This window comes from Kribbella sp. NPDC051952 (genome assembly GCF_040680855.1).
GTDB lineage: Bacteria > Actinomycetota > Actinomycetes > Propionibacteriales > Kribbellaceae > Kribbella.
On sequence record NZ_JBFAXQ010000006.1, the window covers coordinates 319525 to 341709 of the forward strand.

The window sequence follows — 22185 nt, forward strand, 5'->3', positions numbered from 1 at the left end:
ATGCTGACCCCGGTACTGTCCGACAACTGGGACCAGATCCGTTCCTGGCAGCTGGCGTCGTACCAGCGCTCCGGTGGGTACGACGCCCTCCGGACCGCGCTGCAGATGGCGCCGGCCGACGTGGTCACCGCCGTCAAGGACTCCGGTCTGCGCGGCCGTGGTGGCGCGGGCTTCCCGACCGGGATGAAGTGGTCCTTCATCCCGCAGGACAACCCGAAGCCGAAGTACCTGGTGGTGAACGCGGACGAGTCCGAGCCGGGCACCTGCAAGGACATCCCGCTGATGCTCGCCTCGCCGCACACGCTGGTCGAGGGCGTCATCATCGCGTCCTACGCGATCCGTGCGTCGACCGCGTTCATCTACGTCCGTGGTGAGGTCCTGCACGTGGTCCGCCGGCTGCAGCAGGCGGTCGCGGAGGCCAAGGAAGCCGGCTTCATCGGCGCGAACATCCTCGGCAGCGGCTACGACCTGGACGTGATCGTGCACGCCGGTGCCGGCGCCTACATCTGCGGCGAGGAGACGGCACTGCTGGACTCGCTGGAAGGTCGTCGCGGTCAACCTCGGCTGCGTCCTCCGTTCCCGGCGGTCGCCGGTCTGTACGGATGCCCCACAGTGATCAACAACGTCGAGTCGATCGCGTCGGTTCCCGTGATCCTCAAGAACGGCGCCGACTGGTTCGGCTCGATGGGCACCGAGAAGTCCAAGGGCATGACGCTGTACTCGCTGTCCGGCCACGTCACCCGGCCGGGGCAGTACGAGGCGCCGATGGGCATCACGCTGCGGCAGCTGATCGACCTGGCCGGCGGGGTCCGCCAGGGCCACAAGCTGAAGTTCTGGACGCCGGGTGGTTCGTCGACGCCGCTGCTGACCGAGGAGCACCTCGACATCCCGCTCGACTACGAAGGCGTCGGTGCGGCCGGCTCGATGCTCGGGACCAAGGCACTGCAGATCTTCGACGAGACCACCTGCGTGGTCCGCGCGACGCTGCGGTGGACCGAGTTCTACAAGCACGAGTCCTGCGGCAAGTGCACCCCGTGCCGTGAGGGCACCTGGTGGCTGGTGCAGATCCTCGAGCGGCTGGAGCACGGCAAGGGCACCGAGGAGGACCTGGTCACCCTGCTCGACCTGTGCGAGAACATCACCGGCCGGGCGTTCTGTGCGCTGGCCGACGGTGCGACCGCGCCGATCAGCAGCTCGATCCAGCACTTCAAGGACGAGTACCTGGCGCACTTCGAGAACGGCGGCTGCCCGTTCGACCCGATGGCAAGCACTGTCTTCGCTACCGCTGGAGCAAGCGCATGACGATCCAAGCGAACCCGCCGACCGGTTCGGAGGTGGAGCGGACCGATCTGATCACCGTGACCATCGACGACATCGAGGTCAAGGTTCCCAAGAACACCCTGCTGATCCGGGCCGCGGAGCAGATCGGGATCCAGATCCCGCGGTTCTGCGACCACCCGCTGCTCGACCCGGTCGGTGCCTGCCGGCAGTGCCTGGTCGAGATCACCGACGCCGGCAACGGCCGCGGGATGCCGAAGCCGCAGGCCTCCTGCACGATCACCGTCGCCGACGGCATGGTGGTCCGGACCCAGGTCAGCTCGCCGGTGGCGGACAAGGCCCAGCACGGGAACATGGAGTTCCTGCTGATCAACCACCCGCTCGACTGCCCGGTCTGCGACAAGGGCGGCGAGTGCCCGCTGCAGAACCAGGCGATGAGCAACGGGTACGGCGAGACCCGGTTCCACGAGATCAAGCGGACCTACCCGAAGCCGATCAACATCTCGGCCGAGGTACTGCTGGACCGCGAGCGTTGCGTGCTCTGTGCCCGCTGCACCCGGTTCTCCGAGCAGATCGCCGGTGACCCGTTCATCGCGCTGGTCGAGCGCGGTGCGCTGCAGCAGGTCGGCATCTACGAGAAGGAGCCGTTCGAGAGCTACTTCTCCGGCAACACGATCCAGATCTGCCCGGTCGGCGCGCTCACGAGTGCGGCGTACCGGTTCCGGTCCCGGCCGTTCGACCTGGTCTCGGTTCCGTCGGTGGCGGAGCACGACTCCTCCGGTGCGGCGATCCGGGTCGACTACCGGCGCGGCAAGGTGATGCGCCGGCTCGCCGGTGACGACCCGCAGGTCAACGAGGAGTGGATCTCGGACAAGGACCGGTTCGCGTTCAACTACGCGACCACCGGCGACCGGCTGACCCACCCGATGATCCGGGAGGACGGCGAGCTGCGGCCGGCGTCCTGGCCGGAGGCGCTGACCTTCGCGGCCGAGGGCCTGTCCGCGGCCCGCGGCAACGCGGCGGTGCTGACCGGTGGCCGGCTGACCCTCGAGGACGCCTACGCGTACTCGAAGTTCGCCCGGGTCGCCCTCGGCACCAACAACATCGACTTCCGGTCCCGGCCGCACTCGGAGGAGGAGGCGGACTTCCTCGCCGCCGCGGTGGCCGGCACCGGCATGGGTACGACGTTCACCGACCTGGAGCAGGCCGGATCCGTGCTGCTCGTCGGGTTCGAGCCCGAGGAGGAAGCGCCGGCCGTGTTCCTGCGGCTGCGCAAGGCGGTCCGGTCGCACGGCACCAAGGTGTTCACGGTGGCGGCGTACGCGTCCCGGGGTATCGAGAAGCTGGACGGGGTCGTCGTACCGGCATCGCCTGGTACGGAGGCCGCCGTACTCGCGGATCTCGGCAAGGCGGGCGAGACCGGGGCTGCTGCCCGGGCCGCGCTCGGTGCGGACTCGATCATCGTCGTGGGCGAGCGGCTGGCGAGCACCCCGGGTGGGTACTCGACCGCGCTGCGGCTCGCGCTCGACACGGGTGCGCAGCTGGCCTGGATCCCGCGGCGCGCGGGTGACCGCGGTGCGCTCGAGGCCGGATGTCTGCCGGGGCTGCTGCCCGGTGGCCGGTTGGTCTCCGACGCGCAGGCTCGGGTCGACCTGCAGGCTGCCTGGGGTGTCGACAACCTGCCGGCGAGTGCGGGCAAGGACCTGACCGAGATCATCGCCACCGCGGGATCGCTGCAGGCGCTGGTGGTGGCGGGCGTCGAGATCGACGACCTGCCGGACCCGGCCGCGGCGCTGGCCGCGCTGGAGGCCGCGCCGTTCGTGGTGAGCCTCGAGGTGCGCAACTCGCAGGTGACCGAGCACGCCGACGTCGTCTTCCCGGTGGTTCCGCCGGCGGAGAAGGACGGCACCTTCGTGAACTGGGAGGGTCGCGAGCGGCCGTTCCCGGTGGTGCTGAAGGTCCCGACCGCGATGCCCGACGTACGGGCGCTGGCCGCGCTGGCCCAGGAGATGGACCGCTCGATCGGGTTCAGCACTCCGGCCGGTGCGAAGAAGGAGTACGACGAGCTCGGCCGCTGGGACGGCGATCGCGCGCAGGAGCCGACGTACCAGGCCGGTCCGTCGCTCGGCGCGTTCGACTCGACCCGGCTGGCGACCTGGCGGATGCTGATCGACGACAGCCGCGCGAACGACGGTGAGCCGCACCTGACCGCGACCGCGCGTACGCCGGTCGCACGGGTCTCGCTGACCACGGCCCGCCGGGTCGGTGTCGCCGACGGGGACGAGCTGGTGGTCAGCACCGACGCCGGGTCGATCCGGCTGCCGGTCGTGATCACCCCGATGACCGACAACGTGGTCTGGCTGCCGACCAACTCGGCCGACTCCCACGTCCGCCGGTCGTTGCACGCAGACCATGGCTCGATCGTGACGATCGCCGGAGGGAACGCATGACGAACATCCCACTTGCGGTGCCGGATGCGGGGGTCGGTCACGACCCCTGGTGGGTGGTCCTGATCAAGGTCCTCTTCATCTTCGTCTTCCTGGTCGTGCTGACGCTGTTCAACATCTGGTGGGAGCGCCGGGTCGTGGCCCGGATGCAGCAGCGGATCGGCCCGAACGTGCACGGCCCGCAGGGTCTGCTGCAGTCGCTGGCCGACGGCGTGAAGCTGATGCTCAAGGAAGACCTGATGCCGAAGGGCGTCGACCGGCTCGTCTATGTGCTGGCACCCGCGATCGTCGCGGTGCCGGCCTTCCTGACGTTCGCGGTGATCCCGTTCGGGCCGACGGTGAAGATCCCCTGGACCGACACCTACACCCGGCTGCAGCTGACCGACCTGCCGGTCTCGGTGCTGTACGTGATGGCGATCGCCTCGATCGGCATCTACGGCATCGTGCTCGGCGGCTGGTCGTCGAACTCGACGTACTCGCTGCTCGGTGGTCTGCGGTCCAGCGCGCAGATGATCTCGTACGAGGTCGGCATGGGCCTGGCACTTGTCACGGTCTTCCTGTTCGCCGGCTCGATGTCCACCTCGGACATCGTCGCGGCGCAGTCGCACCAGACGGTCACGCTGTTCGGCAGTGACATCCCGCTGCCCGGGTGGTACGGATTCCTGCTGTTCCCGTCGTTCGTGATCTACGTGGTCTCGATGATCGGCGAGACGAACCGGGCGCCGTTCGACCTGCCGGAGGCCGAGGGCGAGCTGGTGGCCGGCTTCCTGACCGAGTACTCCTCGATCAAGTACGCGATGTTCTTCCTGGCCGAGTACATCAACATGGCGACCGTGTCGGCGCTGGCGACGACGCTGTTCCTGGGCGGCTGGCGGGCACCGTGGCCGATCACGATCTGGGACGGCGCGAACTCCGGCTACTGGCCGGTGCTGTGGTTCATGGGCAAGCTGATGTGCTTCATCTTCTTCTACATCTGGCTGCGCGGAACGCTGCCGCGACTGCGCTACGACCAGTTCATGAAGCTCGGCTGGAAGATCCTGATCCCGATCTCGCTGGCCTGGATCCTGCTGGTCGCGACCGTCCGCGCGGTCGGCCGGGAGACCACGTTCAGCCGCACCACCCTGCTGGTTGCCGCGGGCATCGTGCTGGTGATCGCGATCGTCAGCCTGTTCGTCCCGCAGAAGCCCAAGCCCGAGAAGACCGAGGTGGCCGACGGCGAGGAGTTCGACGCCTTCGCCGGCGGGTTCCCGGTGCCACCACCGCTCGCTGTGAAGACTCCGAGCCGAAGCGAGACCGAGAGCCGTAGCAAGGAAGGCAGCCGTGGCTAGCGTCAAAGAGTCCATCTGGGATCCGGTAGCCGGGTTCGGCGTCACCTTCCGGACGATGTTCCGGAAGGTGTTCACCGAGGAGTACCCGTTCACCAAGAAACCGACCGCTCCCCGGTTCCACGGCCGGCACCAGCTGAACCGCTGGCCGGACGGGCTGGAGAAGTGCGTCGGCTGCGAGCTGTGCGCGTGGGCCTGCCCCGCGGACGCGATCTACGTCGAGGGCGCCGACAACACCGACGGTGGCCGGTTCTCCCCGGGTGAGCGGTACGGGCGCGTCTACCAGATCAACTACCTGCGCTGCATCCTCTGCGGTCTGTGCATCGAGGCCTGCCCGACCCGGGCGCTCACGATGACGAACGAGTACGAGCTGGCCGACACCAGCCGCGCTTCGCTCATCTACGAGAAGAAGGACCTGCTGGCGCCGATGCTCCCGGGCATGCAGGAGCCGCCGCACGACATGCAGCTCGGTGCGACCGAGAAGGACTACTACCTCGGTCTGACCGGTGCCGCCGTACCGGCCGAGGGTGGTGACGCGAAGTGATGCCACTGGTCACCGGCGGGCAGTTCGCCTTCTGGCTACTGGCTCCGGTCATGATCCTGGCCGCGATCGGCATGGTCCTGGTCCGTAAGGCGGTGCACTCGGCGCTGCTGCTGGCCGCGGTGATGGTCTGCCTCGCCGTCCAGTACGCCGCTCAGGACGCACCGTTCCTGTTCGCCGTCCAGATCATCGTCTACACCGGCGCGATCCTGATGCTGTTCCTGTTCGTGCTGATGCTGGTCGGCGTGGACGCGTCCGACTCCCTGGTGGAGACGATCCGCGGTCAGCGGCTGCTGGCCGGAGTGGCGTTCCTCGGCTTCGGCATCCTGCTCGTCGCCGCGGTCGGCAACGCGATCTACGGCAACCCGGTCGGCGTGGCCGACGCGCAGCCGGACGGGAACCCGAAGGGCATCGCGCAACTGCTGTTCGGCAAGTACGTGTTCGCCTTCGAGGTCACCTCCGCACTGCTGATCACCGCGGCACTCGGAGCGATGATGCTCGCGCACCGCGAGCGGCTGACCAAGAAGAAGACCCAGCGCGACCACGCCGAGGAGCGGATCCGCAAGTACGCCGAGCAGGGGATCCACCCGGGTCCGTTGCCGACTCCTGGCGTACTGGCCCGGCACAACGCCGTCGACACGCCGGCGCTGCTGCCGGACGGATCGATCGCACCGACCTCGGTTTCGCGCGTGCTCCAGGCACGTGGCACCGTGTTCCCCGAAGCTGACGAGCGGGCGGACATCGACGAGGTCCGCAAGCTCAACGCGGGCGAGGTCGGCGACGACGTACCGTCCGAGCCCGAGAGCACGGACCTTTCCGGATTTGGCGAGGAGGACAAGCTATGACTACAGAGCCGTACATCGTCCTCGCGGCGATTCTGTTCAGCATCGGCGCACTGGGTGTGCTGGTGCGGCGGAACGCCATCGTCGTCTTCATGTGTGTCGAGCTGATGCTGAACGCGGCCAACCTCGCGTTCGTCAGCTTCGCCCGCCAGCACGGCAACCTCGACGGCCAGATCGCCGCCTTCTTCGTGATGGTGGTGGCCGCGGCCGAGGTGGTCATCGGACTGGCGATCATCATGGCCATCTTCCGCACCCGTCGTTCGGCCTCGGTCGACGACGCCAACCTGCTCAAGTACTGAGGTAAGCACCGATGAGTCATGAGCTGATCTGGCTGCTGGTCGCGGTCCCGGCCGTGTCCGCGGCGATCCTGCTGCTGGGTGGCAAGGCCACCAACGCATGGGGTCACCTGCTGGGCACGCTGGCACCGCTGATCTCCTTCGCCTTCGGCGTCGTGCTGTTCATCCAGATGCAGGGCCGCGACGGCGAGGAGCGGTCCGAGACCGTCAAGCTGTTCGAGTGGTTCTCGGTCGGCAACGTCAAGGTGGACTTCAGCCTGCTGATCGACCCGCTCTCGATCCTGTTCGTGCTGCTGATCACCGGTGTGGGTTCGCTGATCCACATCTACTCGATCGGCTATATGGAGCACGACGAGCGCCGGCGCCGGTTCTTCGCCTACCTGAACCTGTTCATCGCGGCGATGCTGCTGCTGGTGCTCGCGGCGGACTACCTGCTGGTCTTCGTCGGCTGGGAAGGCGTCGGTCTGGCGTCGTACCTGCTGATCGGGTTCTGGCAGCACAAGAACTCGGCCGCGGTCGCCGCGAAGAAGGCGTTCGTGGTGAACCGGGTCGGTGACATCGGCCTCTCGCTCGCGGTGATGAGCATGTGGGCGCTGTTCGGTTCATCCGCGTTCGCCACCGTGAACGCCGGCGCCGAGCACACCTCGAAGACCTGGGCCACGCTGCTCGGCCTGATGCTGCTCCTGGCCGCCTGCGGTAAGTCCGCGCAGGTGCCGCTGCAGTCCTGGCTGCTGGATGCGATGGAGGGCCCCACTCCGGTGTCGGCCCTCATCCATGCCGCGACCATGGTCACCGCGGGCGTCTACCTGGTGGTCCGCTCGCACGCGATCTACGAGGTCACCGACGCCGCGTCCACCGCGGTGGTGATCGTCGGCACGGTCACCGCGCTGGCCGGTGCGATCATCGGTTGCGCCAAGGACGACATCAAGAAGGCGCTGGCCGGTTCGACCATGAGCCAGATCGGCTACATGATGCTCGCCGCGGGCCTCGGCCCGGCCGGGTACGTGTTCGCAATCTTCCACCTGCTCACGCACGGCTTCTTCAAGGCGAACATGTTCCTCGGTGCCGGTTCGGTCATGCACGGCATGAACGACGACGTGAACATGCGCCACTACGGCGCCCTGCGGACGCCGATGAAGATCACCTTCGCCACCTTCGGGTTCGGCTACCTGGCCATCCTCGGCATCCCGCCGTTCGCCGGCTTCTTCAGCAAGGACAAGATCATCGAGGCCGCGTTCGCGGACAACATCGTGATCGGTCTGTGCGCGCTGCTGGGCGCCGGTATCACCGCGTTCTACATGACGCGGGTGATGCTGATGACGTTCTTCGGCAAGAAGCGCTGGGCCGACGACGTGCACCCGCACGAGTCGCCGAAGGTGATGACCTGGCCGCTGATCATCCTGGCGGCGCTGTCGCTGGGTGGCGGTGCGCTGTACTTCGCCGGCCACTGGATCGTCGACTGGCTCGAGCCCGTGGTCGGGCACGAGGAGGAGCACGGTCCGCTCAACGCCACGGTCATGACGATCATCACGCTCGCCGTGGTCCTCGTCGGCCTGGCGATCGCGATCCTGTTGTACCGCCGCGAGATCCCGCGGGAGGCGCCGGCCGGTTCGCCCGTCACCGTCTTCGCCCGCCGGGACCTGTACGGCGACGCACTGAACGAGGCGGTCCTGATGCGTCCGGGCCAGTACCTCACCCGGACCCTGGTCTGGCTGGACAACCGTGGGGTGGACGGCCTGGTCAACGGGCTGGCCGCACTCTTCGGTGGACTGTCCGGCCGGCTCCGCCGGGTCCAGACGGGCTTCGTCCGTTCCTACGCACTCAGCATGGTCTTCGGCGCCGCACTCGTGGTCGTCGCCCTCCTCGCGGTGAGGTTGTCGTGAACATCGGTTGGCTGACCCTGTTACTGCTCCTGCCGTTCGTCGGGGCCATCGCGACGATGCTGGTGCCCAAGGCGAAGGCGCTGCTGTCCAAGCAGGTCGCGCTCGGGTTCTCGCTCGTCACGCTCGTGCTCACCGCGATCGTTGCCATCGGCTACCACCGCAACGGTGCCGAGGACTACACCGAGTCGCACACCTGGATCAAGGCCTTCGGCGCGCACTACGCGCTCGGACTGGACGGTCTCGGCGTGGTCCTGGTGGTGCTGACCGCGCTGCTGACGCCGATCGTGCTGATCGCGTCCTGGAACGACGCGCAGAACGGCCGCTGGTCGGAGAAGTCCTTCTTCGCCTGGATCCTCGGCCTGGAGGCACTGTCGATCGGCGTGTTCTCCGCCACCGACGTGTTCCTCTTCTACGTGCTGTTCGAGGCCACGCTGATCCCGATGTACTTCCTGATCGGTGGCTTCGGTGGCCCGCAGCGTTCGTACGCCGCGGTGAAGTTCCTGCTGTACTCGCTGCTCGGCGGCCTGCTGATGCTGGCGTCGGTGGTCGGTCTCTACGTGATCTCGGCCAAGGCCGGTGACCCGTCGTACCTGCTGTCGGACCTGATCAAGCTGGACATGGGCCAGAACACCGAGCGATGGCTGTTCCTCGGCTTCTTCTTCGCCTTCGCGGTGAAGGCGCCGATGGTCCCGTTCCACACCTGGCTGCCGGACGCGGCCGGTGAGGCGACGCCGGGTACGTCGGTGCTGCTGGTCGGCATCCTGGACAAGATCGGCACCTTCGGGATGATCCGGTTCTGCCTGGGCCTGTTCCCGAACGCGTCCGAGTGGGCCACCCCGGTGGTCCTGATCCTCGCGCTGATCTCGGTTCTGTACGGCGCCCTGCTGGCGATCGGGCAGACCGACATCAAGCGGCTGATCGCGTACACCTCGATCTCGCACTTCGGCTTCATCGTGATGGGTATCTTCGCGCTGACGTCACAGGGCCTGACCGGGTCGACGCTGTACATGTTCAACCACGGTCTCTCCACCGCCGCGCTCTTCCTGGTCGCCGGGTACCTGATCTCCCGGCGTGGATCCGCGCGGATCGCCGACTACGGCGGGGTGGAGAAGGTGGCGCCGGTCCTGGCCGGCACGTTCCTGTTCGCCGGCCTGTCCAGCCTGGCGCTGCCCGGCCTGTCGCCGTTCATCTCCGAGTTCATGGTGCTGGCCGGGACGTTCAGCCGGCACAAGACGATCGCGGTGATCGCGGTGGTCGGTATCGTGCTGGCCGCGCTGTACATCCTGCTGATGTACCAACGCACGATGACCGGGCCGGTCCGGGACGGGATCGAGAAACTGAAGGACCTGAACGCGCGTGAGATCCTCGCGATCGCCCCGCTGGTGGTCCTGATCGTCGGCCTGGGGATCTTCCCGAAGCCGGTGGTCGACATCATCAAGCCCGCGGTCGAGTCGACCATGCAGCGGGTGGGCGTGACCGACAAGGCTCCGCAGATCCCCGTGACGGAGGGACAGAAGTGATCGCGTACGTTCTGCCGCTGGCGGACTTCGTCGCGCCGAAGATCGAGTACAACGAGCTGGCTCCGCTGCTCGTCGTGTTCGGTGCGGCGTGTGTCGGCGTCCTGGTGGAGGCGTTCCTGCCGCGGTCGCTGCGGCACCTGGTGCAGCTGGCGATCACGGTGGTCGCCATCGTCGCCTCGGGTGTCCTGACCGGCATCCTGATGAACGACAACAAGGAACTGATCGCGGCCCAGGGCGCGATCTCGGTCGACGGCCCGGCGCTGTTCACCTGGCTGACCCTGCTGGCGCTGACGCTGATCAGCGTGCTGCTGTTCGCCGAGCGGTCGGTAGACGGTGGACTGTCCGCGTTCGCCGGCCAGGCGGCCGCCGTACCGGGGTCCGAGGCCGAGCGTGAGGGCACCGCGGCCCGGATCGAGCACACCGAGATCTTCCCGCTGACCCTGTTCGCGGTCGGCGGCATGATGTTGTTCGCCGCCAGCAACGACCTGCTCGTGCTGTTCGTCGCACTCGAGGTCTTCTCGCTGCCGCTGTACCTGCTCTGTGGGCTGGCGCGTCGTCGCCGGCTGATCTCGCAGGAAGCCGCGATGAAGTACTTCCTGCTCGGTGCGTTCTCGTCGGCATTCCTGCTGTTCGGCATCGCCCTGCTCTACGGGTACGCCGGAACGATGTCGCTGGGCGGGATCTCGGACGCACTGGCCTCCCAGACCGGTGGGGACACGATCCTGCTGGCCGGCACCGGCCTGATCGCCGTCGGCCTGCTCTTCAAGGTCGGCGCCGTACCGTTCCACTCGTGGACGCCGGATGTGTACCAGGGGGCGCCGACGCCGGTCACCGGGTTCATGGCGGCCTGCACCAAGATCGCCGCGTTCATCGGGCTGATGCGGGTCTTCTACGTCGCCCTCGGTGGCACGCGCTGGGACTGGGCGCCGATGATGTGGATCGTCGCGATCCTCACCATGGTGATCGGCTCGATCGTCGCGATCACCCAGACCGACGTGAAGCGGATGCTGGCCTACTCGTCGATCGCGCACGCGGGCTTCCTGCTGACTGCGTTCGTCGGGCTCGCGCAGTCCGGGAACGGCGTCCACAACGGGATCACCTCGACCCAGGCGGTGCTGTTCTACCTGGTCTCCTACGGTTTCGCGACCGTTGGTGCCTTCGCCGTCATCACGCTGGTGCGTGACGCCGGTGGCGAGGCGACCCACCTGTCCCGGTGGGCCGGTCTCGGCAAGAAGTCGCCGCTGCTGGCCGGCATCTTCGCGTTCTTCCTGCTCTCCTTCGCCGGCATCCCGCTGACCGCGGGCTTCACCGGCAAGTGGGCCGTGTTCAGCGCCGCGTGGACCGGTGGCGCGTGGCCGCTGGTCGTGGTCGCCGTACTGTCCAGCCTGGTGGCCGCGTTCTTCTACGTCCGCGTGATCGTGCTGATGTTCTTCTCCGACCTGCCGGCCGACTCGCCGGACGTGGCGCTGCCCGGTTGGCAGACCACCAGCGCGGTCGCTCTCGGCCTCGCCGCCACCGTCGTGCTCGGTCTGGTTCCCGGACCGGTGCTCGACCTGGCGGCCCGAGCAGGTGAGTTCATCCGTTGAGTCCGACCCCGCTGCCGGCCGAGAGCCTGGGATTCGCGTTCGCCGACGAGGCGCTCGAGTCCCGGGTTCGTGCTGGGCTGGAGACCGTCGAGCAGGCGCTGCGCGACGCGACCCAGTCCGAGGCGCCGTTCGTCACCGCGGCGGCGCAGCACGTCATGGTTGCCGGCGGCAAGCGGTTCCGGCCGCTGCTGGTGCTGCTGGCGGCGGAGTTCGGGCCGGCCGCGACTGACGACGACGTGGTGAAGGCGGCCGTCGTGGTCGAGCTGACCCACGTCGCGACGTTGCACCACGACGACGTGATGGACGAGGCCGCGCTGCGGCGGGGCTCGTCCACCGCGAACGCCCGCTGGGACAACTCGGTCGCCATCCTGTCCGGCGACTGGCTGTTCGCCCGGGCGTCGGACCTGGTCGCCGGCCTCGGGCCGGAGGCTGTCCGGATCCAGGCCCGTACGTTCGGCCGGCTGGTCGAAGGTCAGATCCGCGAGACCCTCGGCGTCGGCGAAGGCCAGGACCCGCTGAAGCACTACCTGTCGGTGGTTGCCGACAAGACCGGTTCGCTGATCGCGACCTCCGCTCTGTTCGGTGCCCGGTACGCCGGTGCGTCGGAGCAGATCCAGGAGTCGTTGCGGGCCTTCGGTGAGGAGATCGGCGTCGCCTTCCAGCTCGCCGACGACATCCTCGACATCGCCTCGGAGTCCGACCAGTCCGGCAAGACTCCCGGCACCGACCTCCGCGAAGGTGTCCCGACCCTTCCGGTACTGATCTTCCGGGCCCAGGCCGATCCGTCCGACCCGACCGACGCGCGGCTGCTCGACCTCCTCGACTCGGACCTGTCGGACGACGCCCGCCTGGCCGAGACCATCGAGCTGCTCCTGGCCCATCCGTCCTTCGCGCAGGCCGAGGACGACGTACGCCGTCGTGCCGCCGACGCCCGCAGATTGCTGGCCGACCTCCCCGAAGGTGCCGCCCGCGACGCTCTCGACTCGCTCTGCGATCTGGTCGTCACGCGGTCGGTGTGAGCCTCTGCCCTGGAAGGGTTGGGGTGTGCGCAAACTCACCTACTACATCGGCTCGTCCGTGGACGGGTTCATCGCTGATCCCGATGGCGGTCTGGGCATGTTCAAGGTCGGCCCGGAGCTGGTCGACTTCATCGCGACCGAGTACCCGGAGACGTTGCCGGGCGACGCTCGTACGCAGCTTGGACTGGACGGACCCGGCAAGCACTTCGACACCGTCGTACAGGGGCGTGCGAGCTATGGGCTCGCACTCGACGCCGGTGTGACGAGTCCGTTCCCGCATCTGCGCCAGTACGTCGTGTCCTCGAGCCTCGGCGAGACTCCGGATCCGGCGGTGACGGTGATCCCCGCGGATCCGGTCGCGGCGGTCCGGGCCTTGAAGGCGGAGGACGGCGGCGGCATCTACCTGGCCGGCGGCGGCAACCTCGCGGGTCAGCTCTCCGGCGAGATCGATGAGCTGGTCGTGAAGGTCTACCCGGTCGTCGCCGGCGGCGGCATCCCCATGTTCGGCCGCGGCTTCGCGCCGACCCACCTCGCCCTGACCAACCACCACGTCCTCGACGACGGCACCGCCATCCTGACCTACACCTCTGCTTGAAAGCGGAATGAAAGGTTGTCGTGGTCCGCTGGGGCCATGAGTACGGCGGAATCTGTGCAGCGGCCGCACCGGCCGTGGGTGTTGCGGCGGTGGCCGGCTGCGGCTGGGCTGGTGATGGCGGCGTTCGCCGGGATCGGTATCGAGAGCGGCGCCGAGGTGGCCGCGATCGTGACGGCATCCGCGTTCGTCTATGTGGGCGCCGCTGCGCTCCAACGACGAGTCGCGGCCTGGCCGGTGTTCGCGGTCAGCTTCGTGGTGGTCGGCATCGGCTCCCGGGTCGACGGCGTCAACGCCACCTGGGTGATGCTCGCGCTCGCCGCGATCCTCGCGGTGTACGGCGTACTCCGCGGTGCACTGCGCCCGCCGTGGGGTCTGCCCCTGCAGGCCGCGGCCATCCTGGTGCTGGCCGCGGCTGCCCTGGCGGCGCTAGAGGTGGGCCAGACCGCCGCCGGTCTCATCGTGGCCGGTGGTCTCGTGGTCCACGGCGCCTGGGACACCTACCACCACCGCGTCGACCATGTCGTCACCCGCCCGTACGCCGAGTTCTGCGCGGTTCTCGATTTTGCCCTGGCCGCGATAGTTCTCGTCGTCACGTTCGCCTGACGGAGTGGAGCCGACCAGCCGCCAGCGCCGGTAGGCGTCGACGGGGCGGTGCTCTTCGACGTACCCGCCGTCCGGGGTGCGGATGACCCGGCCGGTCTCGATGCCGTGCAGCGCGATCTCGGCATCGTGGTTCTGCAGGCCCAGGCAGATCCGGCGAGTGATCACCAAGGCGAGGGGCGGCCCCAAGATGACGAGCACCTGGAAGAAGCGCAGGAGTGTGTTGACGGACATGTGGAACAGCACAGCCATCGTGTCGGCGCTGGCCGCGGCCCACAGGGTCCCGTAGAAGGTCATTCCGGCGACGCCGACGCCGGTGCGGGTCGCGTTGTCTCGCGGGCGTTCGAGCAGGTGGTGCTCCCGGCGGTCGCCGGTCAGCCGCTCCTCGATGAACGGGTAAACGGCAAGCAAAAGCAGGAACAGCGTGCAGATCCCGACCGGCAGGAGGATGGCGAAGCTGAAGGTCCTGCCCCACCAGACGGCTTCCCAGGCCGGCGCCAGCCGGAGTGAGCCGTCGAGGAAGGCCAGGTACCAGGCCGGGCCGACACCCGCGGAGGTGTTCGCCGGATCGGCCGGTCCGTACATCCACACCGGGTTGATGGTGAACGTGGCGGCCATCGCGATCGCGACTCCGGCCACGAAGGCGAACAGTCCCGCACCCTTGATCGCGGCCACCTTCGCCGGGCGCCCGACTACGTTGTCCTCGGTCCGCCCCGGCTCGGCGAACTGCGCCGGCCGGTGCCGAAGCGCGAGCACCGCGCCGGCCACAAAGAGCAGAAGGATGATCGCGGGCAGCACGACAATGTGCAACGGGTAGAACCGCGAGATCACGTCGCCCGGGAAGTCACCGCCGAACAGCCACGCCGAGAGGTGTGTGCCGACGAGAGGTGTCGCCTGGAGGGTGCCGTCGAGTACGGCGAGACTCGTCCCGGACGCCATGTCGTCGGGCAGCGAGGTGCCGGTGAGGCAGGCGCCGAGGGTGGCGACGAACACCCCGAACCAGATCAGCCAGTTCAATCGCCGCGGCCGGCGGAACCCCGCGGTGAAGAACAGCCGCAAGAGGTGCAGCATGATCGCGGCCACCATGATCAGCGTGGACCAGTGGTGGAGTTGCCGCATCAGCAGCCCGCCCCGGATGTCGAAGCTGATCGCCAGCGTCGATTCCAGCGCTCGTGACATCTGTACGCCGCGCAGTGGTGTGTACGGTCCGTCGTACGTAACGTGTTCGGTCGACGGCTCGTAGTACACCACCAGCAGGATGCCGCTGAGTACGACCACAACGAAGCTGTAGAAGGCGATCTGGCCGAACAGCAACGACCAGTGATCCGGGAACACTCGCGCTCGCAGGTTCTTCCACAGTCGACGCATGGCTCGGCCCTCCTCGATCCCGCCGGCCGCAATCCGCGGTCACCAGTACGACCCCATAGCCAGCAGGATTGTGACGCGCCGTGTCGCACATCACCTGTCAGAAGGTGCTGCCGGTTAGAAGGTGTTGTGGCGGCGGGCGGAGCGGGGGCGGCCGTCGGGGTCGTAGAGGTGGCGGGCGAGCCAGCTGGCCCAGAGCGGCTGGAGGCCGGTAACGGGGGCGGGGCGGTGCGGGCGGATCCGGCCCGGAGGTCGGGGCCCAGGGCAACCATTGGCATACCACTCGTCCAGTACGGCGGCCCGCTGCCGCCACTGCTCGAAACCCGTGGCCGGGTCGAGGTCCGGGTCGTCGATGCCGAGGTGCTCCGACCACAGTTCGGATCGCAGCGAACGCGCTACCTCCGGGGAGTCGACGGCGCAGGTCAGTTCGCTGTCGTTGGTCCAGGACCGGCGGTTGAAGTTGTCCGAGCCGACTGTCATCCACTCGTCATCCACGATGCACACCTTCGCGTGCACGTAGATCGGCGTACCGGCTTCGTTCTCGAGGTCGTACACGGCGACCCGGTCCGAGTCCAGCAACCGCATCGCGTCGAGCTGGGCCAGCCGGGCCGGCGGGCCGCTGAACCGCCCGTCCTGATCGGGATACCGCGGTACGACGGCAATCAGCCGCAACTCCGGTGATCGGTCCAGTGCCTCCCGCAGACTCTTCGTCACGGCCGCCGACCACAGGTACTGGTCCTCGACGTAGATCAGCCGCTTCGCCCGCCCGAACGCCTTCAGGTAGCCCCGGGCGATGCTGTGCTCACCCCGCGGCGCGAACGGAAAGCCCGGATGCTTGTGCGCGTACGTCCGCAACACCTGCACCGCGTGTCTCCCGGCCGCCGGCGGATCCGGGAACGCCTCCGGCAACCGCGACGGATGCCGCGGCATCTTGGCCATCCGCTGCACCACCATCCGGTACGGCGTCCGCCGATCGAGCGGATGCGGATCGTCCCATCGTTCGACGAAGCATCGGAGCAGATCGCCGACCGCGGGACCCCGGACCTCCAGCATCACGTCGTGCCAGGGCGCCCGGGATCCGTACCGCGGATCCATCGGTGCCTGCTGCGGATCACCCAGATGCCGTTCGTCGTCGCGTCGCCCGTGACACAGGTCGATGCCACCGACGAACGCGACGTCCGCGCCCGGATCGTCGCGGTGCCGGATCACGAACAGCTTCTGGTGGTGCGACGCCAGTCGACGGACCCGCTGATCCAGCAGGACCTCACCACCCACCTCGTTCAGTTCGGTCCCGAAGTGCTGGTTCTGCTGCGAGTTGAAGTTGAGGTGGTCCGAGTGCGACCGCCACAGCAGTCCCCGGACCTCGACTCCACCTTCTGCGAGTTCGCAGAGGACCGAGCCGATGGTCGGTCCGTCCGTGATCAACGCCTGGTCCGGGTCACCACGCCAATCCGTGAAGTACACCCGGTCGCCGCGCTGCAGCACCCGGAGTTCGTCGTACAGGCGTTGGAAGTAGGTCGCGCCGTGCACCAGCGGCCGCACCTGGTTGCCCTCGATCCACGGCCCGTCGGCATCGATGTCGGTCGCGCGGTTGCCGCGCTCGACCGTGGTCAGAAACCATTCGTGCCTCATCCAGCCCCTGTGCCCTAATGACCGAACTTCATGACTGGCGCGACTCCCAGGCCGGGCTGGCGACGTAGTGGTTGTCGTAGCGGTCGCTGGTCTTGCCGAGCTCGGCCGGGTCGGTCTCGCCGCGGTAGACGCCTTCGAGCAGGCGGTAGTAGTCGAAGCGCGGCTTGGCGTGGGTGAGGACGAAGAGGACCTCGGCGTCCTCGTCGCCGGCCGCCTCGAAGGCGTGCGGGGTGTTCGGCGGTACGACCAGGAAATCGCCCTTGTCCAGCGTGATCAGGTCGTCGCCGGTGAGGACGCGGAGCGAGCCGGTCAGGACGAAGAACAGCTCGGAGGCTTCCTTGTGCTGGTGCGGGGGAGCGCCTTCCTTGCCGGGCTTGAAGACCGAGCGGTGGCTGGTCAGGTGGCCACCGGTTTCGTTGACGTCGGCGAGCAGGGTGACGCCGCTGGCGGACAGGACCTCGGCAGCGGTGGCGCGGACGAGTACGGGGTTCTGGACATTAGACATCTTGAATCAGCTCCTAGCTATAAGCGGGGGATGGTGGATCAGGATTTGAGGTTGGCGAACCAGTTGCGGGTGTTGTCCGGGGCGGCCGGGGTCTGCTTCTCGACGTCGGCCACGATGTCGCCGATCGTCGTACCGGCCAGCTCGCGGCGGTAGGTGAGCTCCGCGGCCCGCATCGCCTGGGAAACCAGGCAGACCTCGCGGTAGTCGGCCTTGGGGTCGGCGCCCGGGCCGGCCTTGAGAATCTGCAGGCAGCGGAACGCCTCGTCCGATCCGTCGATGGCGACGACGATGTCGAGCAGCGTGATGTTGCGCGGGTCCCGGGCGAGCTGGAACCCGCCCTTCGGGCCAGAGACCGAGCTGAGGATGCCGGCTCGGGTGAGGGCCTGGAGTTGCTTGTTCAGGTATGCCGTCGGAAGGTCGTAGAAGGCGGCGAGCCGCTTGGCGGTGACCGCCTCGCCGGGCAGCCAGCTGAGATTCACACAGCTGTGCATCGCCCACTCGACGCCCTCGTTCATCTTCATAACCTGGATACTAGACATCCAGAATAGAACTCGTCAAGACGGTTTCGAGATCGGGGAGAGATCAGACCGCGGAAGCGGTGAGGGCGGCGCGCTCGAGGGCCAGGGACCGGCGACGGCGGGTCAGGCTGTCGTAGGTGAAGATCACCAGCGCGAGCCAGACCAGGCTGAAGCCGGCCCAGCGCATCGGCGACATCTCCTCGTGGAACACCAGGATTCCGCAGATGAACTGCATGATCGGCGCGATGTAGTTCAGCAGCCCCAGCGTCGTCATCGAGGACCGCGTCGCGGCCGCGCCGAACAGCAGCAGCGGTACGGCGGTGATCGGCCCGGTCAGCAGCACCAGCACGAGGTACCCCGTGCCCTGGTGGGTGACCGTCGCATCACCCTTCAGTCCCAGTACGACGATCGCCGCGACCGCGAGTGGGACCACGGTGCCGGACTCGACCGCCATTCCTTCGATCGCCCCGGCGCCGGCCTGCTTCTTCGCCAGCCCGTACAGCCCGAACGAGAACGTCAGGATGATCGCCACCCACGGCGGCCGCCCGTTCTCGATCGTCAGCCCGACGACCGCGACGAACGCGATCCCCAGCGCGACCCACTGCAGGGAGCGCAGTCGTTCCTTCAGTACGACGACGCCGAGCAGCACGGTGAACAGCGGTGTGATGAAGTACCCCAGCGAGGTCTCGACCACCCGGCCGTTGTTCACACCCCAGATGTAGGTGCCCCAGTTCGCCGAGATCAGGAACGCCGCCGCGATCAGCGGCCAGCGCCGCCGCGGCTCCCGCAGGAGGGCCTTCACCTGGCCGAACTTCCGCAGTACGACGACCAGAATCACGATCGTCACCAGCGACCACAGCACCCGGTGGGCGAGGAGTTCGATCGCGCCGGAGTGGTCCAGGAGCCTCCAGTACAGCGGGAAGAGGCCCCAGATCAGATACGCGCTGAATCCGTAGATGAACCCTCTCCGCAGTTCTGGCACGGTGTCACCCTAAGCCCGATGACAGTGGCATCCAATAACTTTGCTCATGACGTGAGACACCCTCCGCGGCCTGCTGCGTCGCTACCCTGGCCGGGACCTGTCCAGATCACCGGAGGTAACGGATGGCATCCCGCGGAAAGCTGATCGACGAGCTGGTCGACGACGTCACCCGCTCGGCGCTCGGGTCGGCGAATCTCAGCGCGGAGGATCGGGTTCTGGCCAGGCAGCGGCTGCAGCAGGTGATCGGGACAGCGGCGATGCAGGCCCACCGCGAGGTGGTCGCGGCCGGCGGTCAGGTGCCCACGGCAGGCTCGGCTCAGAAGGCGCAGGCGAGCGCGTCGGAGCAGCCGGCTGCGGCCGCCGGTGCTGCCGCCGCGGCCGGTCCGGTGGCCGCGCCGGTCGTCGCGGCCGTGAAGGGTGTGAAGGTTCTCAAAGACGACGGATGGCGCCGTCCACCCTCGCGATAGGTCCATCGCGCAGGCACTTTGTTCAGGGCGTGAGACGGGCTGGTGCGATGCGGTTGGATAGAGGGGTGGAGACGAGGAGGCGCGCGTGAGTGTGAGGACCGGTCTGGTCTCGGTGACGTTTCGCCAGTTGCCGGCCGATGACGTGGTGGAGGTGGCGGCGAAGGCCGGACTCGCGGCGATCGAATGGGGTGGGGACGTTCATGTCCCGCTCGGCAACCTGGTCACGGCGAAGCGGGTGAAGGCGCTGTCCGAGGTCCACGGTCTCCAGATCGCGGCGTACGGGTCGTACCTGCGGGCCGGCAGCGTCGACCGCGAGGAGATGCGCTCGGCGGTCGCCACCGCGGTGGCTCTGGGTGCACCCCGCATCCGGGTCTGGGCCGGCAACGTCGGTACGGCGCAAGCCGGGGTCGGGGACCGGATGGCGGTGACCCGCGGGCTGGCCGAGCTGGCCGACGTGGCGGCCGCGTCGGGAATCGAGATCGCGCTCGAGTTCCACCGCAACACCCTCACGGATGAGGTGGACTCGACCATCACGCTGCTGCTCGACGTCGGTGCGCCGAACCTCAAGACCTACTGGCAGCCGCCGGTCGACCTCGACGACGCCGAGTGCCTCCAGCAACTCGAGGCCCTGATGCCGTGGCTCAGCACGGTCCACGTCTTCTCCTGGTGGCCGTCCAACACCCGTCTGCCGCTCGCGGCCCGGGCGTCCTTGTGGCGACCCGTCCTCGATCGGCTGGCCGCCGAACCCCGCGAGATCAACGCCCTGCTCGAGTTCGTCGCGGACGACTCACCCGAGCAGCTCGCCAAGGACGCGGCCGAGCTGCACTCCTGGGTCTAACTCACCGGCAGGTAGAGGGCGATCGCGAGCTTGCCGCCGGTCGGGTGGCCGGCGCTGACGTGGTAGCTGACCGTCTTCGCGGTGGACTGCGCTTCCTCCGTCGTCCAGCCGAAGCCGCTGGATGACGGAGGTCCGTCCTGGTCCGCGGTCAGCCCGGTCCACCGAGTGCGTACGCCGGGCCCGAGATTGGTGTTCCCGTACGCCCACAGGAACGGCTTCCCGACCGGCGTGGTCAGCTGCACCTTGCCCTGAGCGGCCGGGACGACCACCGACCGGTCGAACCGGTAGCGGACGCCGTCGACCTCCTTCTCCTGGTCGAAGTCGATCCCGTTCGCGGTGACCTGTGGCCCGGCGTCGTAGATCGCCACCCCGATGCGTGCCCCCGGCACCGACTGCGGCTTGCCGAACTTGTCCACCAGTCGCGCCGTGACCTGCACGCGCTTCCCGACCGGCCCGGACAACTGGATCGGCTGACTCGTATCGAGCAGGCTCTGGTCGCCGTTCGCGGGGTAGCCGTTCACCGAGGTCCCGTCACTGATCAGCACCTGGATCCGGTACTCCGGCGGGTTGAACACGTAGGACTCCGTCGTACCGGCCGTCTGTACGACCACCGACCGGCTGGTGGCGACGAAACTGGTCGCGACCTGCGCCGCCCCGGGATCGCCGATCACCGCGGCCAAACGGGACTGGGGCCCGACCTGTTGGCGGAACCGCAGTCCGCCACGCTCGTAGTCATCCGGCTGGCTCGGTCCCCAAGGCAGCGTGCCGGCCCGTCCGCCGTCGGCATAGATCCCCACCCCGACCTGCTGGCGTGCGTCCGGTACGACGTGTCCGGCGCTGTCGACCAGGTCGACGGTGACCTTCGCAGGTCGGCCGACAGGGACCTCGGTCAACAGACCGCGCACGCTGGCCGGGCCGTGCATGGTCAAGCTGCCCTGGGGAGTGCAGGGGCTGGTTTCGACTGTGACGCCGTTGATGCGCACCCAGATCATCGCCTCGGATTCCGTCCGGCAGCGACTGGAGAAGGCAATCTCGTGCGAAGCCGGTGTCCAGTCGAACTCGACGTGGGACTCGCCGACCCGGCCGGCCCAGCCCTTCAGCAGCGGCTCGCCGTCGAGTTCACCAGGTAGCGAGAATCCGTTCTGGGTGTACGGCGTCGGCTCGGCCGGGTCGGGGGCGGAGTTGGTGATCGCGCCGGGCACGACCGTCACGGCCAGGGCGACGGCGGCTGCGGTCAGACCGGCGGCCGTAACGACCCGGCGCTGCTTGGTGCGGCGGATCTTCTGACGGACGCCCGGGAGCAGGTCGGCCGGGTGCTCGTCGGCACTGGCGGCACGGGTGGCGAGTTCGTCGCGGAGGTCCTGCAGGTTCATCACGGGGTCTCCAGGGTGGTTGCGCTGGAGGCGAGCGCTGGGTCGAGGCGGAGATTGGCGAGGGCCTTCGCGGTCTGGCTCTTCACGGTGCCGGTGCTGGTGCCCATCACCCGGGCGGTCTCCGCTTCGGTCAGGTCCTCGTAGAACCGGAGTACGACGACGGCCCGCTGGCGGCGGGGAAGCCGGCCGATCGCGTTCCACAGGTCAAGGCGGTCCTCTCCGGGTGGTGCCGCGGATTCCGGTAGTTCCTCGGTCGGGATCTCGCCGGTCCATCGCCGACGCCACCAGGTCGAGTACGTGGTGACGAGAATCCGCCGTACGTAGGGCTCCGGGTTGTTCTCGCGGATCCGGGACCAGTGGAACCAGGCCTTGGCCAGCGCGGTCTGGACCAGGTCCTCGGCGAGCGCGTGGTCGCGCGTCAGCAGGTACGCGGTCCGCAGCAGGGCGGGGGAGCGCGCCGCGACGAACGCGTCGAAGCTCTCCACGGGCCGCACCGCCACCCCCGTCTCCCGCGTCGTCAACGCGCCGTTGTCGATGCTCACATCCTGACGACCGGGTGGGTCGTGCGGATGG

20 protein-coding genes are annotated in these 22185 nt (G+C 68.2%); 13 read left to right on the top strand and 7 right to left on the bottom strand.

Going from position 1 to position 22185, the window contains the following annotated elements; translation table 11 throughout:
* Genes nuoF through AB0L70_RS14900 form a run of 11 tightly spaced genes read left to right on the top strand, consistent with a single transcriptional unit; the run spans nucleotide 1 to nucleotide 13332 of the window.
* Nucleotides 1-1302, top strand: a complete 1302-nt coding sequence (gene nuoF / locus AB0L70_RS14850; RefSeq protein ID WP_363684010.1) for an NADH-quinone oxidoreductase subunit NuoF — start codon at nucleotides 1-3, stop codon at nucleotides 1300-1302.
* The gene (locus tag AB0L70_RS14855; protein WP_363684012.1) at nucleotides 1299-3728 is read left to right on the top strand and encodes an NADH-quinone oxidoreductase subunit G; all 2430 of its coding nucleotides are present in this window, start codon (nucleotides 1299-1301) and stop codon (nucleotides 3726-3728) included. The genes nuoF and AB0L70_RS14855 overlap by 4 nt, the downstream gene beginning before the upstream one ends.
* Nucleotides 3725-5053 carry an NADH-quinone oxidoreductase subunit NuoH gene (gene nuoH, locus AB0L70_RS14860; protein ID WP_363684014.1) on the top strand — a complete coding sequence of 443 codons (1329 nt, stop codon included), beginning with the start codon at nucleotides 3725-3727 and terminating at the stop codon, nucleotides 5051-5053. The genes AB0L70_RS14855 and nuoH overlap by 4 nt, the downstream gene beginning before the upstream one ends.
* Nucleotides 5046-5594 carry an NADH-quinone oxidoreductase subunit NuoI gene (nuoI, locus tag AB0L70_RS14865; protein WP_363684016.1) on the top strand — a complete coding sequence of 183 codons (549 nt, stop codon included), beginning with the start codon at nucleotides 5046-5048 and terminating at the stop codon, nucleotides 5592-5594. The genes nuoH and nuoI overlap by 8 nt, the downstream gene beginning before the upstream one ends.
* Nucleotides 5594-6436 (top strand): NADH-quinone oxidoreductase subunit J, encoded by an 843-nt coding sequence (locus tag AB0L70_RS14870; protein ID WP_363684018.1) that lies wholly within the window; start codon nucleotides 5594-5596, stop codon nucleotides 6434-6436. Before nuoI ends, AB0L70_RS14870 begins: the two co-directional genes overlap by 1 nt.
* Nucleotides 6433-6732 (top strand): NADH-quinone oxidoreductase subunit NuoK, encoded by a 300-nt coding sequence (gene nuoK, locus AB0L70_RS14875; protein ID WP_132171174.1) that lies wholly within the window; start codon nucleotides 6433-6435, stop codon nucleotides 6730-6732. Before AB0L70_RS14870 ends, nuoK begins: the two co-directional genes overlap by 4 nt.
* An 11-nt stretch (nucleotides 6733-6743) precedes the next feature.
* Nucleotides 6744-8612: an NADH-quinone oxidoreductase subunit L gene (gene nuoL, locus AB0L70_RS14880; RefSeq protein ID WP_363684021.1), complete on the top strand. Its 1869-nt coding sequence runs from the start codon at nucleotides 6744-6746 to the stop codon at nucleotides 8610-8612.
* Nucleotides 8609-10132, top strand: coding sequence for an NADH-quinone oxidoreductase subunit M (locus AB0L70_RS14885; RefSeq protein ID WP_363684023.1), 1524 nt, complete (start codon nucleotides 8609-8611; stop codon nucleotides 10130-10132). Before nuoL ends, AB0L70_RS14885 begins: the two co-directional genes overlap by 4 nt.
* Entirely contained in the window at nucleotides 10129-11718 is a 1590-nt protein-coding gene (gene nuoN, locus AB0L70_RS14890; RefSeq protein ID WP_363684026.1) for an NADH-quinone oxidoreductase subunit NuoN, read from the top strand. Before AB0L70_RS14885 ends, nuoN begins: the two co-directional genes overlap by 4 nt.
* The gene (locus tag AB0L70_RS14895; RefSeq protein WP_363684028.1) at nucleotides 11715-12737 is read left to right on the top strand and encodes a polyprenyl synthetase family protein; all 1023 of its coding nucleotides are present in this window, start codon (nucleotides 11715-11717) and stop codon (nucleotides 12735-12737) included. The genes nuoN and AB0L70_RS14895 overlap by 4 nt, the downstream gene beginning before the upstream one ends.
* A gap of 25 nt (nucleotides 12738-12762) precedes the next feature.
* Nucleotides 12763-13332 (top strand): dihydrofolate reductase family protein, encoded by a 570-nt coding sequence (locus AB0L70_RS14900; protein ID WP_363684030.1) that lies wholly within the window; start codon nucleotides 12763-12765, stop codon nucleotides 13330-13332.
* Between the two features lie 426 nt (nucleotides 13333-13758).
* Here AB0L70_RS14900 and AB0L70_RS14905 read toward each other — a convergent pair whose 3' ends face one another.
* From AB0L70_RS14905 to rarD, 5 genes are all read right to left on the bottom strand, one after another.
* The gene (locus AB0L70_RS14905; protein WP_363684032.1) at nucleotides 13759-15300 is read right to left on the bottom strand and encodes a cytochrome b N-terminal domain-containing protein; all 1542 of its coding nucleotides are present in this window, start codon (nucleotides 15298-15300) and stop codon (nucleotides 13759-13761) included.
* A gap of 114 nt (nucleotides 15301-15414) precedes the next feature.
* On the bottom strand, nucleotides 15415-16929 hold the full coding sequence (locus tag AB0L70_RS14910; protein WP_363684034.1) for a phospholipase D family protein: 1515 nt from the start codon (nucleotides 16927-16929) through the stop codon (nucleotides 15415-15417).
* A gap of 28 nt (nucleotides 16930-16957) precedes the next feature.
* Nucleotides 16958-17434 carry a cupin domain-containing protein gene (locus tag AB0L70_RS14915; RefSeq protein ID WP_363684036.1) on the bottom strand — a complete coding sequence of 159 codons (477 nt, stop codon included), beginning with the start codon at nucleotides 17432-17434 and terminating at the stop codon, nucleotides 16958-16960.
* A 38-nt stretch (nucleotides 17435-17472) separates the two neighbouring features.
* Nucleotides 17473-17955, bottom strand: a complete 483-nt coding sequence (locus AB0L70_RS14920) for an Rrf2 family transcriptional regulator (RefSeq protein ID WP_363684038.1) — start codon at nucleotides 17953-17955, stop codon at nucleotides 17473-17475.
* A 61-nt stretch (nucleotides 17956-18016) separates the two neighbouring features.
* On the bottom strand, nucleotides 18017-18934 hold the full coding sequence (rarD, locus tag AB0L70_RS14925) for an EamA family transporter RarD (protein ID WP_363684040.1): 918 nt from the start codon (nucleotides 18932-18934) through the stop codon (nucleotides 18017-18019).
* Nucleotides 18935-19056: 122 nt separating this feature from the next.
* Between rarD and AB0L70_RS14930 the strand changes: the two genes are divergently transcribed.
* Nucleotides 19057-19401 (top strand): hypothetical protein, encoded by a 345-nt coding sequence (locus tag AB0L70_RS14930; protein ID WP_363684042.1) that lies wholly within the window; start codon nucleotides 19057-19059, stop codon nucleotides 19399-19401.
* Between the two features lie 85 nt (nucleotides 19402-19486).
* Nucleotides 19487-20239: a TIM barrel protein gene (locus AB0L70_RS14935; protein WP_363684044.1), complete on the top strand. Its 753-nt coding sequence runs from the start codon at nucleotides 19487-19489 to the stop codon at nucleotides 20237-20239.
* Here the strand turns inward: AB0L70_RS14935 and AB0L70_RS14940 are convergent.
* Both AB0L70_RS14940 and AB0L70_RS14945 read right to left on the bottom strand, forming a co-directional pair.
* A complete protein-coding gene (locus AB0L70_RS14940; RefSeq protein WP_363684046.1) occupies nucleotides 20236-21612 on the bottom strand; it encodes a hypothetical protein in 1377 nt (458 codons plus the stop codon). The two genes, AB0L70_RS14935 and AB0L70_RS14940, sit on opposite strands and share 4 nt — an antisense overlap.
* Nucleotides 21612-22154, bottom strand: a complete 543-nt coding sequence (locus AB0L70_RS14945) for a SigE family RNA polymerase sigma factor (protein WP_363684048.1) — start codon at nucleotides 22152-22154, stop codon at nucleotides 21612-21614. Before AB0L70_RS14945 ends, AB0L70_RS14940 begins: the two co-directional genes overlap by 1 nt.
* Nucleotides 22155-22185 lie beyond the last annotated feature (31 nt).

Bases quoted from the DNA above. Each gene is read 5' to 3' on its own strand.
- nuoF (WP_363684010.1), top strand. From the start codon at position 1: ATGCTGACCCCGGTACTGTCCGACAACTGGGACCAGATCCGTTCCTGG.
- AB0L70_RS14855 (WP_363684012.1), top strand. From the start codon at position 1,299: ATGACGATCCAAGCGAACCCGCCGACCGGTTCGGAGGTGGAGCGGACC.
- nuoH (WP_363684014.1), top strand. From the start codon at position 3,725: ATGACGAACATCCCACTTGCGGTGCCGGATGCGGGGGTCGGTCACGAC.
- AB0L70_RS14870 (WP_363684018.1), top strand. From the start codon at position 5,594: ATGCCACTGGTCACCGGCGGGCAGTTCGCCTTCTGGCTACTGGCTCCG.
- nuoK (WP_132171174.1), top strand. From the start codon at position 6,433: ATGACTACAGAGCCGTACATCGTCCTCGCGGCGATTCTGTTCAGCATC.
- nuoL (WP_363684021.1), top strand. From the start codon at position 6,744: ATGAGTCATGAGCTGATCTGGCTGCTGGTCGCGGTCCCGGCCGTGTCC.
- AB0L70_RS14905 (WP_363684032.1), bottom strand. From the start codon at position 15,300: ATGCGTCGACTGTGGAAGAACCTGCGAGCGCGAGTGTTCCCGGATCAC.
- AB0L70_RS14910 (WP_363684034.1), bottom strand. From the start codon at position 16,929: ATGAGGCACGAATGGTTTCTGACCACGGTCGAGCGCGGCAACCGCGCG.
- AB0L70_RS14915 (WP_363684036.1), bottom strand. From the start codon at position 17,434: ATGTCTAATGTCCAGAACCCCGTACTCGTCCGCGCCACCGCTGCCGAG.
- AB0L70_RS14920 (WP_363684038.1), bottom strand. From the start codon at position 17,955: ATGAAGATGAACGAGGGCGTCGAGTGGGCGATGCACAGCTGTGTGAAT.
- AB0L70_RS14930 (WP_363684042.1), top strand. From the start codon at position 19,057: ATGGCATCCCGCGGAAAGCTGATCGACGAGCTGGTCGACGACGTCACC.
- AB0L70_RS14940 (WP_363684046.1), bottom strand. From the start codon at position 21,612: ATGAACCTGCAGGACCTCCGCGACGAACTCGCCACCCGTGCCGCCAGT.